This window comes from Paraferrimonas sedimenticola (assembly GCF_002282855.1).
In the GTDB taxonomy this organism is placed as follows: Bacteria; Pseudomonadota; Gammaproteobacteria; order Enterobacterales; family Shewanellaceae; genus Paraferrimonas; species Paraferrimonas sedimenticola.
The window spans coordinates 127,282-139,350 of record NZ_NRIR01000003.1 but is presented as its reverse complement, the minus strand read 5'-3'; the positions used below and the strand labels follow the sequence as shown (position 1 = coordinate 139,350).

Genomic DNA, 12,069 nt, shown 5'->3' with positions numbered 1-12,069 from the left:
CTGAAATATGCTTTGGCATTCCCTGCCAGAGCTCACCAGTCCTAGTTGGTGAAGATGCGAAAAAGTCTACCTACTTCTGGTTTGCTTAATATGGTTTTGAGTAATTCACATTTGGTAGACCATCTAGGCGCATATCTGAATTTCTATAAACCGTGGACTGTAATTTTGTGCGGTTCATAATTTCGACCTCATTTATTTAGAGGAAGAACTGTGGAATACGAAGTTAACTTGAACGGAAGAAACTACTTGATTGCGGATTATGGCGAAGGGGTCTGTGTGTTATTGGTTTTACACTATTTAGCCCCAGATAAACTGAGTGAGTATAAAAAGTCGCTTTCAGGACGAGAGTATCGGCTGCTAAGTGTTGACCTGTCTCATGCTTGGCCAAATCACCCACTGGAGCTAAGCCAATCTCAGCTTAATGACATCGCTAGTGATCTGCATTTGCTAGCAGATATTAATTGGCTAGACGAAATTGTTTTCGCTCCGAGTACCCTTGGAACCCATGTATTCGAAATACTGGAGGCTAAGTTGAAAACACGTGTTCGCCTCCTGAATTACGAGCATCAAAGCCAACTCGAAACTTGAAGTATTGGGGATAGTTAGTCTTGCACCTCCAAAGGCGGAGTTTCAATGTTCTTGAAATAAGTCGATAAGGTCTGGTGCAAGGCTTGGGTTAAGGGATAATCCCTCTTAGTCTGTAAATAGCCCAAGCACAATCCATAGTGTGAAACTGCAGCGGGAAGGTTCGGAGGCGGCGGATAGAAAGCCACATTGTCATCAACGTCGCGCAAGTATGTAGTTCCATACATAACAGCGTCAGAGGTGCTTATCTTTCTAAGTATCGTTCTGATAGAGTGCGAACTGAAAGAGACTTCGGCCTCAAAACCTTTTGACTCGTAGACCTCATCCATCGCTTCACGACGAGACACCATTCCATCGGTGACAATCCTCGCTACAGGCAGGTTGCCCACCTTTTCCCATTCACTGGTATGGCTCAATACTGGGTGTGCTTTTCTACCAACCAAGCAAACCTGATACTCCAATACTGGGAACATGTAGATTTCCTGAGGAAGTGGGAATCCCTCAAATTGAATCACGGCATCTAACTCACCGGCCAAAACCTCAAGAGTAGTATTGTTTTGCCAATACAATAATTCGATATAGGCATTAGGAAAGTCGTTGCGCAGAGCTTCAAACAGATCTGGACCATGTACTTCGAGCACTGCAAGATGCACAGCAATCTTTATACTTCCCTCGAACTTCAAGGGTTCGAAATCTTGAAACGACTCTAAGACATTAACTATTGGGTTGAGCATGGTATTTGAGGCTTCAGCAATTCGTACTGCTAGTTCTGAAGGCTCAACCCCATGGGCTTTACGAATGAATAGCCTATCACCGAAGGTCTCTCGTAATTTCGCCATTCCTCTACTAACGCTAGTTTGCGATATTCCAAGCTTTTCTGCGGCAGTGTGAGTATTTCGCGTTTCAACAACAGCACTAAGTAGTCTAAGTAGGTTAAGATCGAGGTTCTCTAGCTTATTTTTCATATTGTAATTACCAGTCGCCTTAACAATTGAGTTGGTATGCAATGCAATTAGGACTGTCTATCTGCATTAACTCATTTGAAGCAATATTTTATCCAGCCTCATTCTAGTCACATATCGGCCATAACTGCCAGTAATTCAGAACTTTGCAAGGCTAACTGCCTTTCTCTCTTCTATTGGGATAACTGCTTTTAGCTAGATTGGTCGACGACTGGAGATAAGGCTGATTAGCGCTTGTCAACTTGTCGTTCGAACAAGAATTGCGAATGACTGCTAAGCGCCAACTGTAGCCAGTAGCAACTGGCTGGATTCCCAGTCAAGCTGGGAATGACAGTGTCGGGCCAACTGAAGCCTAAAGCAACCAGCTGGATTCCCAGTCAAGCTGGCAATGACACGCGGTAGCGGCTGATACTATATCCACAAAGCCGAAGAATAGCTTGAATACCTCTATACACTATGAGGTATTCCATAGGGCGCTAATATTTGTCTAGAAAATAGGCACAACACCGCTATACTGGAATGACACTGGCTCATAGCGAGAAGCACAATGAATAAACTGCTACTCCCTGTTTTGTTTGCATTTTCTGTTACTAGTGCTGCCGCTGCAATCGCGGCAGAGAGCGACGGTGGCATACCCTATAAATGGGCTCCTTGGAAAGATCCAAACAACCCATTAACTCTAAAAATGACTGAAGAAAAAGACGTGCTATTTGAGCGTCGAGACCAGTCAGCTGGCCCTAAGCGAGAGCCGGGACTTTACTATCCGAACCGGTATAACTTTGGCCCAACTTGGACTTCTATCCCCACGTTTTTGGGCGCCCCGATTGCGCAAACACCCGCTGACTTGAAAGCCGGCAAAGTCGATATCGCCATGTTCGGCATGACAGTCGGTGACCAAATGCTGCCAGGTGGGCGGTTTGCCGCCCTTCAAATGCGTTCACTAATCGACTACCTGTCCTATCCAGCGCAGGGTGAAGACCAGTTCATTGGGGTTGATATTGGTAAGCTCGTGATGGCTGACTACGGTAACGCAGCCGCCAACTGGATGGCGGATAATCAAATTAACCTCGACGAAGTGCACAAGATCGTCAGTGAAATTATCAGCGCTGATGCAATTCCTGTCGGTATTGGTGGCACTCACATTCAAAGCTACGGCTTTATGACCGCCTTAGCAGAAAAATATGGCCCAGGCGAAGTAGCTGTCATTCACATCGATGCGCACTACGATGCGTATAAAGCGGGCGCTGGTCGTTTCGTACACAATGGCTCATTCATGAAGCTGGCGGTTGAGAAAGGCGTCATCAATGGCAATGACATCATTCAGGTCGGTTTGCGCGGCTCAACGCCAGGCGCTTACGATCTAAATTGGATGCGCAAGAACAAGTTACGGTTCCATTTTCAGGCTGAAATCGAGAAAAATGGCTGGGATGCTGTGATGGCCAAAGTGCTTGAAGAGGTCAAAGGTCGCAAGGTGTACGTGACCTTTGATATGGACGGCGTGGACCCCGCCTATGCCCCAGGTGTTGGAACCGCAGAGCCTGACGGGCTCACTGCTGGCCAAGCAATTCAGCTGATGCGAGCCTTGGGTATTCAAAACGAAATCGTTGCAGCCGAGTTCAATGAGTACAACCCGTTTTTGGATGATGCCCATCAAACCACGGGGATTCTGATGGACCGCCTCATTCGCTCACTGCTTGCCGGAATACAAGGTCGCAGAGAAGGCATCACAGACCCTTACTATTACGATCCTGAACGCATAAACCACGGTAGCGATTAATTTTCCTTTATCAATGAGGCCGGGCATCCGGCCTCTTTTGCTTGAACGGACTCATAATAATAAATGACAATAAAACGGGCCTTACTAAAAGAGCCGCTATTTCACTTTCTGCTTATCGGTGCCCTTATCTTTCTTGCCGACTCCATGTTGGCTAGCGAGCGCAAAGAATTAATTCTTGTTGATCAAAGCAGTATCGATTACTTGGTTAAACAGCAAGAAAAATTATCGCTGCGCAGCTACAGCGATGAGGAAATTGACCAGCTAATTGAAGCTTACATCGAAGATGAAATCCTTTACCGAGAAGCCTACAAGCGTGGCTTGAATCAAGGTGACACGCGTATGCGCCGCAATATGATCCTCAAACTCAGAGGATTGATGGTGGCCGAAATTGACGCACCTTCAGAGGCTCAACTGAAAGACTTCTACCAAAACAATCTCGAACGCTACACCGCACCTGAGCAATTTCAGGTCGACCATCTGTACTTATCCGATGAAAACCACAGCTCCAAGGACTTGCTTGAGAAACTCAATCAAGGCGCTGACTTTCGCGCCTTATCTGAGTCTTATCTCAAAACCTATGGTCAGTCTTCGATAGATGTCCCTCGCAGTGAGCTGGCGTCCTTGTTTGGCGAGCAAGCGGCTCGCTTCATTGTAGAAACTGACTCGAGTGAGTGGATGGGCCCCTTCGCTTCGTCCAATGGGGTTCACTTTGTTAGACGCACTGGATATACCCCCCCGCAAGTGGCAACCATTGACCAAGTAATCGATTATCTGCCCATGGACTGGCAATCAGAACAAGTCCGACAATTAATCGACGCTGAGCTCGAACGTGTGCGCGAGAACTACAACATAATTGTGGAGCGCAGCAAATGATAAAGCTCGTCCGCTTCGGGTTGTTGACGCTCGCACTATTGCTCTGTAGCACAATGGCCGTCGCGCACGATATCGGTGTTTCTAAAGCCGAGCTGATTGAGAGCGCTAACCACAACTATCAGCTAAGGGTGTATACGCCAGCAATGGCGGCCACTCGCTTTTCATCACCGCAACTGCCCGATGGCTTTGAATTTACAAAGAACCCACGGGGCAGTCAGCAAGGTCCCTGGAAGCTTTTCGATTTTTCAGCTGAACGTGCACTCGTCGCTGGCGATGAGATCCATCTAGCTTGGGAGAGAGATGGCCTTATGTTGACCGCATACTGGCTCGATGGCAGTCAGGCGAGTCAGCTGTTTAAGAACCAGGCAGGCGTCATTACCCTATCCATGGCGCAATTAAGCGCAGGCTCTGGCAGTTGGCAAGATGCCGCAGTGCGCTATCTGTCATTGGGGGTTGAACATATTCTGTTGGGACTCGATCACCTCTTGTTTGTCCTTGGTCTGCTGTGGATAGTCCGAGGTACAGGGGCACTGGTGAAAACCATTACCGCGTTTACCGTGGCGCACAGCATCACCCTTGGCTTGGCCACCTTTGGCTATCTCACCCTGCGCCCTGCCCCGGTTGAGGCCTGTATTGCGCTCAGTATCGTGTTTTTGGCGGTTGAAATACTGCGAGCGCGCGACGGGCAAATGGGGTTAACTCATCGATCTCCATGGCTGGTGGCATTTGCGTTTGGCCTATTGCACGGTCTAGGCTTTGCCGGCGCTCTATCAGAGATTGGGTTAGCACAAAGTGAGATCCCGCTGGCGCTGCTGTTTTTCAACGTCGGCGTCGAAATCGGTCAGTTACTGTTTGTCTGTGCTGTGTTAGTGATGGTGTCCTTCGGACGAAAGCTAAAGCTTGCCACTCCTCGCTATGTAAAAGTGTTACCCGTGTATTGTCTTGGCGGCCTCTCAGCCTACTGGCTTTTGACCCGTATCGCTTTGCTCGGTACTCCGGCTTAATCCCGCTTGATTGAACAGCAGGAATTAGAATAATTACTACAATACAGTCAGTTACACTCAAACTAAGTTTCAGGCTGCAAAGGAACTTGATGTGAACACCAGAGGAATACTCGTCATTGCTACGGCGCTGTTCTTACTGTCATTTAATGCCCATGCGCACAGCCCCTTTGAGGGCGCAGGCGCATTCTATAGTGGATTCCTGCATCCATTCTGGGTACCTGCGCACCTACTGCTGCTCTGTGCGCTTGGGCTGCATATTGGTCAATCCGGCATACAAACAAACCAATGGGCCGTGTTGTCTTTTGTGATTGCGACAACTGTGGGCTTGGTCGCAGCCGGTCTCTCAGCGCTGCCGGAAATAGAATTTATGGTGTTAGTCGCTGCCACAATCCTAGGGTTGACCGTTGCAAGCAAACTAGCTATTGGGCAAACTTTAAGCGCAGTTGCTGCAGCGGCTGCGGGGTTTATTGTGGCATTGGACTCTTCGCAGGAATCTCTTGTCAGCACAGACAAAATCGTAATGATGATCGGGACGGGCCTTGGCGCTTTTATTGCCTTTTGCATCGCGGCCCTGGTTGCTGATTACCTAAGCGTCAAGCCATGGCAAACCATTGCAGTGAGAATCATGGGCTCTTGGATTGCAGCAATTTCACTCTTGGTGTTGGCCTTAACCTTTAAACAATCAGGCTAGCCTGAAACAAAGAGAGCCTAATCTCGAAAGATTTAGGCTCTCGCTTGTGTCTAACGCTTTTAAACCTCACAGCCGCTTATTTGGCCTGGTGAGTAATTCGCCCATTCATTATGGTCTTCAACACAGGAATTTGATGAGCGGTTCCGAGTTTGGCTTCGTACGGGTCTGACGCCAGTACCACCAAATCAGCATATTTGCCGACCTCTAAACTACCGACTTTATCATCCATTTTCAGCATCCAAGCGGCGTCTATGGTGATAGCTCTCATTGCCTCGTGGACTGTCATGGGTTTCCAGTTTGGTGGAAATACTTCCTTGTTGTCAGGGGTAGAAATGTCGAGCCCTGTCGTTGCGCCATCAAGCACAAACAGCGGGCCCTGCATTTCTGGCGAGGTACTAGGCACATCTGCCGAGATACCCACCTTTACGCCGTTTCTAGCAAAATGGGCGTAGCGTCCAAGCGACGTATCGATGCGCGGGTAGCCAATCATTCTTTCATTATCCAACTTACCGCCACCAAAGGTGTTGGTGAAGCTCGGTGTTGAGTTGATAGGAATCTTGTTGTCTATGATTCGCTTTTGGTCGTCCGGGTGCACCCAAATCGCGTGATGGAGTGCGCTGCGGTTATCAGCGTCTATTTTTCTGGCCGCCAAGATGGCATCAACCGCTGCACGGGACGAGCGATCACCATCGGTGTGGATAAACACATCTAAACCAACCTTAGCCGCTTTAGTGACAATCGCCATTGTGGTTTCCGGTTGCACGTTAAAGGCACCACGATGATCTGGCTGGTTCTTGTAAGGGTCAATAAAAGGCGCTGTACCGGCAACGGTATTGCCCTCTGGGTGGATTTTGAGACTGCGAGTACGCAATAAATCGCTGTTAAATTTCTTGCTCATCCGCTCACCAAAATCAACGAAACGCTGCGGATCACCTACCGGGGTTTTAAAGAAGGGTTGCGCTTGAACGCGAAGCGGCAATTTATCCTTGTTGGCCCAGTCTTGCAGAATGTCCATTGCGGTTTCAAAATCTCGTTCCATACCGCCATGCACGTCTTTGATATTGGGGGTGATAATACCGGGAACCAGCACCAAAGTAGTGCCATTGCTAGCCGCAAGGTTTAGCAGATATTCGGCACTTTCGGGGATCATCGAATCAGGGTCCCAGGCCCCCATGTCTATGTAGGCTTGAAACCACTGGATCTCGATAGCCGCTCCGGTTGGATTGCCCTCTTCGTCTCGCTCCCAGTACGTGACACCAGGTACCGCATCCTTGGTGTCCTTGGTGATATTAGCGGCCTTTAACGCTGCAGTATTTAGCCAGGCATCGTGAATGGTATTGTCCAGAATGATGGCTGGACGGTCAGCAACGGCTTTATCCAGATCCGTGGCGACGGGCAGCCCTTCTAGCATGTTCTTATCCCAACCTATGCCGGTGATCACTTTGTTGTTGGGATTGGCTTCAGCGTAGGCTTTAATTTTCGCCAGAGCATCGGCTTTATCGGTAGCGTCGTAAAGCTGAACGCCCAAAGTCGTCCATTGAGAGGCGATCAAATGATCGTGTGTGCTAACAAAACCCGGTAGCACAGTTTGACCTTTTAAATCGGTCACTTGAGTCTTAGGACCGGCAAAAGCCTTGGCTTCAACGGCAGAGCCTACGAACACGATTTTGTTGTCTTTAATCGCCACGGCTTCGGCTCTGGGTTGTGCATCACTCATGGTACGCACATTAGCGTTGGTGTAGATGTAGTCAGCGACGTCAGCAGCCGCGTTGGCAAAGCTCGTCGTGAAAGCGCTAATCGTTAGCGCCAGACAGATTCCAATAGTTGTCCTGAAGTATTTCATTCCAAACTCCTTTGCTTGGATATTGTTAGTATCGAATGGTGTTTGCTAGTCAGCTTTACTTCAAAGCGCGCCAGACGCGTTGGATTGGCCGAGCAATAGAATCACTATAGTTCACATGCGGTTACATTGTGGGTATGAAACGGCAAGTCTAGGAACAGCTGGGCGGATGAAGCTACCCTGTTCCATCTGGCTAAGCGCAGATCAGACGCTCATTGTCGGCAAAGTGGTGGCGGCGGTTCCCCATGCGGCAATACCACAACCGCGCGACACAGGACTTCACTTTAAATGCCTGCCGCCATCAAGGTGCAGTGTTCTTCCTGTCATGTAGTGACTGGCCAAGACGAACTTGATGCCGTTTATTACTTCCTCAAAGCCGGCTTCGGCTGGAATCAAGGCTTTTTGCAGGGCTTTGCTCTTGTAAGCCTCGTCGTCATCGTCGTTAAATTTAATCAGGGCAGGCGCTATGGTATTAACTCTTACTTTCGGCGCCAGCATAGCTGAGAATGAGAGCGTCAAGTTATTGAGTGCGGCTTTGCTTGCCGCGTAAGCAATGTGCTTTTTGCTGCCTTTGTCAGCCACGTAATCACTGATATGGATAATGTCTGATGTGTTATCGCCAGCCATTAGTTGATCTTTGAGAGTTAAATTGACCAAATACGGCACGCCGGCGTGCACTGTCATCATTTGATTGAAGATTTCTGACGCGTTTTTACTGGGACTTTGCTTGTCTTCCGCTTTCCAATCGGAGGCGTTGTGTATGATGGCTCTAAGTGTCTTGTACTCTTGGCCAACGTAATCAAGAAAGCCGTCTACGCTACTGGGTTGATAAAAGTCTACCGGTTGCAAGTCTGCCCCTTTGTCGCGAAGCTGCTGCAAGTGAGGGTAGTCGGTGCGGTAGGTGCCTATTACTTTGTATCCATCCGATAAAAGCTGTTTCGCCAATGCAAAGCCAAGACGCTTTCCCACACCGGTTATTAGTACTGTCCCGCTCATCGCAAAAACTCGGCTCTGGTTTGAGGGTTGGTCTTAAAGATGCCACCAAGCGCTGTTGTCGAGGTCTCAGAATTAGTATCCATGACACCTCTGGACTTGACGCAGTAATGGGTGGCATTAATCGATACCGCAACATTTTCCGTTTCAACTAACGCCTGTATCGCAACTAGAATTTGCTGAGTCAGACGCTCTTGCACTTGCGGACGCTGAGCGAAGAAGCGAACAATCCGGTTGATTTTCGACAGTCCAAGAATCTTGGATTCTGGGATGTAGGCGACCTGAGCCAAACCATCGATGGTGATGAAATGATGCTCGCAGGTGGAGGTTAGATTGATATCAGACACCTTGACCATCTCGTCCACCGACATCTTGTTATCGATGACGCTGATTTTCGGGAAATTGTCGTAATCCAGCCCGGAAAAGATCTCGTTGACGTACATTTTCGCAATGCGATGAGGCGTCTCGGCCAAGCTGTCGTCGGTCAAATCCAACCCAAGGGTACTAACCACTTCGGTTAACAGGCCTTTGATTCGACTGTATTTTTGCTCAGAATTCATTTCGCTCGGTACCAGCGGAGTTTCAAGTCCTTTTTCGAGCAAAGCTTCTCTTACTTTCGCTGCTTCTGGAGTCATGATTGACGCCCTCCTTGTGATATATCGTCGTGATCAGCTTCATAACTCAGGGTAAGCGAGACAGAGTCGGCGAAACGCAATGCGTGCGGCTTGTCTATCCTCACTTGAGCGTATCGAACCCACGGATGGTCAACGCAAAGGCCAAGTACATCGCTGGTCAGCTTTTCTAACAGCAGAAATCTGCCAGATTCCACGTGGTGAATAATTTTCTTGCAGATGTTTTTGTAGTTGAGCGCGTTATCCACATCGTCAGCGAGACAGAGATTGTTAGCTGGATAGTGAATTTCAGCATTGATGACAATGTCTTGCTGTTTAGTCTTTTCTTCTTCGTTGAAGCCGATGAAGGTTCTCAACCTGAGGTTGGTGATAGTGATGATGGCGTTGTGATGCATAACAGTTACCGGTCCTTAGAACGTAATGCTTGAAACGAGCTAGTGATAGGAAAAGATCAATAAGGCTCATAGGATTAAGAGACCAGACGGCTAAACAATATGCAACAAAAAAGGGACTATCGAGTCCCTTTGTTCCCTTTAGCCTAACTCTTTGAATATCGAGTGAGCCCCTACGGCAAATCCGCAAACAGCTCGCGCTTTTTAAACGGTGCTGACATAAAGCGAGCAAAGGCTTTGCCACCTGTGAGCCAGGCCACTCGAGTGCCTGATTTGCTCGCCGCCAATACACCCTTGGCCAGATAAGGTGTCACGGTCTCAACGCGATCGCCCAAAATGTTGAAGATTCGCTTGCTCTTTTGCCACTCTTGCGAACTGGTGTCATAGTCGCCAATCAGAAGATCGGTCACAACAATGCCGGGGCTTAGATAGTTAACATTAACCCCTGTGCCCTTCACTTCTTTTTGTAGTGCTTTGGCCACATAAGTGACAGCGCGCTTTGATGCGCCATAGGCTGTCATGCCTGGCTGAGTTGCGCCATTGCTACCAAAGCCTTCCATCACCCAAAAGGTGCCACCTTGTTGCTCCACCAAGCCTTCGATAACCACGTTTGCCGCCAAGAGTACCGCAGTGAGATTAGTGTCTATAATGCGACTGAGCTCTGAGGGGGCTTGCTGATGAATATTGGCTCGAGTAATGCTCATACCGGCATTGTTTATCCAATGGTCGACCTTGCCAAAGCGTTCTTTGGCGTGACTCCAAAGTCCTTTTAGTGCTTCAACGTCGGTGATATCACAAGCTTTACCTGTGACCTTATCTTCACCGTAGGTTTGCGCCAACAAAGCGACCACTTCATCTACCGCTGGTTGTGAGCGACCAGATACGACGACTTTCGCGCCAAGTTCAAGAAACTCTTTGGCCAGTCCTCGTCCGATGCCTCGCGTGGACCCTGTAATTACAACGCACGTCATGAATAACACTCCCTATGTTAAGCCTTTACCTAGATCACACCCTATTGTTATATTATTAGTACAAACTATTCAATAATAATCGCTAAAAGAGGCAGTTATGGATTTCGCTATTGGAACGGTAGGACATACTCTGATGTGTATGCGAGGCACTTGGCACGATCAGGTGGAGCTGTTTGAGCTCGATGGCTCGCCGCTTAAGGACGACACAGCAGCGGGCTCAGGAACCCCCGGTGAATCCCCGTTCGACAATCTGGTTTACCTGGATTTTGATGGCGAGAATCTGACTCTAACTAACGTTCATTTTCGCGGACGCCCCACTACCGCCAAAACCTTTACCGGTAAACTGGTAGATGGTGTATTGGTGTTTGACCCATTAGGCCCTGGCGCTTACAAAAACATTGGCGTGTCAGGTGGTCCGGGAATCTTGACCTTCAACAGCGAGCGTTTAGAGCCAGCAACCGAAGTCTATATGGAACCGGATTTCATTATCCAAACTGCGCCCAATCAGCGTGTTCGCCACACACTTTTGTATCGCAATGGTGTGGCCACCCGAACGCTAACCGCCAAAGGTACTCGCTTGTCACCTATGTGTAATGTGCGCCACTCACTCGATCCCCGAGGTCCGGAAGGCCCGGTGCACGAAACGCCATTTACCGCCAACATCTGGGCCCATTTAGTGGAGTAATCCTACAGTGATTAAGCGAATAGGCAGCCTAGGCTGCCTTTTTTGATAGCTATCAATTATCCAGTCAATCAGTACTCTAATTGATAACTGAGCTGCACAAAATCGTTGGCATAAGCCTGAGCCTTAGCTTGGCGAAGATGTACATCGGCCTCAATCTCTCCGAATAATGAAATGCCGCTGCCAATGAGCCGTGGTATTTGAGTGATGGTAATCTCGTTGAGCAAACCCTCGCGAATAAAGTTCTGAATCGTGGTTCCACCGTCCACATAGAGGCTGTTAAAACCCTGCGCTTTCAGCAGTGACACCAACTCAACCAAGCTACCATTGTGTATCTCAACCGCCTCTGGCAGTCCACTCGGTGCTTGCTGCAGGCTTGAACTTATTGCGACAACCTTCAAGTCTTTATATGGCCACTGTTCAGTAGTGAGATTCATCGCGGCGATGGTTTCTAAGGTATTGCGGCCCATCACCATGCAGTCCACCGAAGTGATATAATCGTGAAATCCCATATCCGCTTGCTCGCCCAAGTCCACATCAGTACGGCCAGAGCTATGTAACCAGTTAATCTCGCCTTTGGCACGAGCGATAAAACCATCTGCGCTAGTCGCAATGAAAGCCGAACACTTCATAGAATTTGTTCCATATAAAAGTTAGGTCTCTATTG

Annotated in this window: 13 protein-coding genes; 6 read left to right on the top strand and 7 right to left on the bottom strand. The window is 48.6% G+C overall.

All coding sequences use genetic code 11. From position 1 onward, the window contains the following. Positions 1 to 210 precede the first annotated feature (210 nt). Positions 211 to 588, top strand: a complete 378-nt coding sequence (locus CLC93_RS06560; RefSeq protein WP_095505173.1) for a hypothetical protein — start codon at positions 211 to 213, stop codon at positions 586 to 588. Between the two features lie 14 nt (positions 589 to 602). Here CLC93_RS06560 and CLC93_RS06555 read toward each other — a convergent pair whose 3' ends face one another. Continuing rightward, positions 603 to 1,550 (bottom strand): LysR family transcriptional regulator, encoded by a 948-nt coding sequence (locus CLC93_RS06555; RefSeq protein ID WP_095505172.1) that lies wholly within the window; start codon positions 1,548 to 1,550, stop codon positions 603 to 605. Positions 1,551 to 2,094: 544 nt separating this feature from the next. Here CLC93_RS06555 and CLC93_RS06550 point away from each other — a divergent pair. The 4 genes from CLC93_RS06550 to CLC93_RS06535 all read left to right on the top strand — a co-directional run bounded on the left by CLC93_RS06550 (position 2,095) and on the right by CLC93_RS06535 (position 5,892). After that, complete coding sequence (locus CLC93_RS06550; RefSeq protein ID WP_095505171.1) at positions 2,095 to 3,324, top strand: arginase family protein; 1,230 nt, start codon at positions 2,095 to 2,097, stop codon at positions 3,322 to 3,324. A gap of 63 nt (positions 3,325 to 3,387) precedes the next feature. Further along, a complete protein-coding gene (locus CLC93_RS06545; RefSeq protein WP_095505170.1) occupies positions 3,388 to 4,197 on the top strand; it encodes a peptidyl-prolyl cis-trans isomerase in 810 nt (269 codons plus the stop codon). A 53-nt stretch (positions 4,198 to 4,250) separates the two neighbouring features. Next, a complete protein-coding gene (locus CLC93_RS06540) occupies positions 4,251 to 5,201 on the top strand; it encodes a HupE/UreJ family protein (protein ID WP_211286823.1) in 951 nt (316 codons plus the stop codon). Between the two features lie 91 nt (positions 5,202 to 5,292). Continuing rightward, positions 5,293 to 5,892, top strand: coding sequence for a HupE/UreJ family protein (locus tag CLC93_RS06535; protein WP_095505168.1), 600 nt, complete (start codon positions 5,293 to 5,295; stop codon positions 5,890 to 5,892). A 76-nt stretch (positions 5,893 to 5,968) separates the two neighbouring features. On the opposite strand, the gene CLC93_RS06530 is transcribed toward CLC93_RS06535, so the two are convergent. The 5 genes from CLC93_RS06530 to CLC93_RS06510 form a co-directional block, all read right to left on the bottom strand. Next, the gene (locus CLC93_RS06530) at positions 5,969 to 7,735 is read right to left on the bottom strand and encodes an amidohydrolase (RefSeq protein ID WP_095505167.1); all 1,767 of its coding nucleotides are present in this window, start codon (positions 7,733 to 7,735) and stop codon (positions 5,969 to 5,971) included. A 276-nt stretch (positions 7,736 to 8,011) separates the two neighbouring features. Next, positions 8,012 to 8,728, bottom strand: coding sequence for a dihydromonapterin reductase (folM, locus tag CLC93_RS06525; RefSeq protein ID WP_095505166.1), 717 nt, complete (start codon positions 8,726 to 8,728; stop codon positions 8,012 to 8,014). Further along, complete coding sequence (gene folE / locus CLC93_RS06520) at positions 8,725 to 9,360, bottom strand: GTP cyclohydrolase I FolE (RefSeq protein WP_211286821.1); 636 nt, start codon at positions 9,358 to 9,360, stop codon at positions 8,725 to 8,727. The genes folM and folE overlap by 4 nt, the downstream gene beginning before the upstream one ends. Continuing rightward, positions 9,357 to 9,752, bottom strand: coding sequence for a dihydroneopterin triphosphate 2'-epimerase (gene folX / locus CLC93_RS06515; protein ID WP_095505164.1), 396 nt, complete (start codon positions 9,750 to 9,752; stop codon positions 9,357 to 9,359). Before folX ends, folE begins: the two co-directional genes overlap by 4 nt. 170 nt (positions 9,753 to 9,922) lie before the next feature. Further along, on the bottom strand, positions 9,923 to 10,720 hold the full coding sequence (locus CLC93_RS06510; RefSeq protein ID WP_095505163.1) for an SDR family NAD(P)-dependent oxidoreductase: 798 nt from the start codon (positions 10,718 to 10,720) through the stop codon (positions 9,923 to 9,925). Positions 10,721 to 10,817: 97 nt separating this feature from the next. On the opposite strand from CLC93_RS06510, the gene CLC93_RS06505 reads away from it, so the two are divergent. Beyond that, a complete protein-coding gene (locus tag CLC93_RS06505; protein ID WP_095505162.1) occupies positions 10,818 to 11,405 on the top strand; it encodes a hypothetical protein in 588 nt (195 codons plus the stop codon). Positions 11,406 to 11,473: 68 nt separating this feature from the next. On the opposite strand, the gene CLC93_RS06500 is transcribed toward CLC93_RS06505, so the two are convergent. Further along, complete coding sequence (locus CLC93_RS06500) at positions 11,474 to 12,034, bottom strand: dihydrofolate reductase family protein (RefSeq protein ID WP_095505161.1); 561 nt, start codon at positions 12,032 to 12,034, stop codon at positions 11,474 to 11,476. Positions 12,035 to 12,069 lie beyond the last annotated feature (35 nt).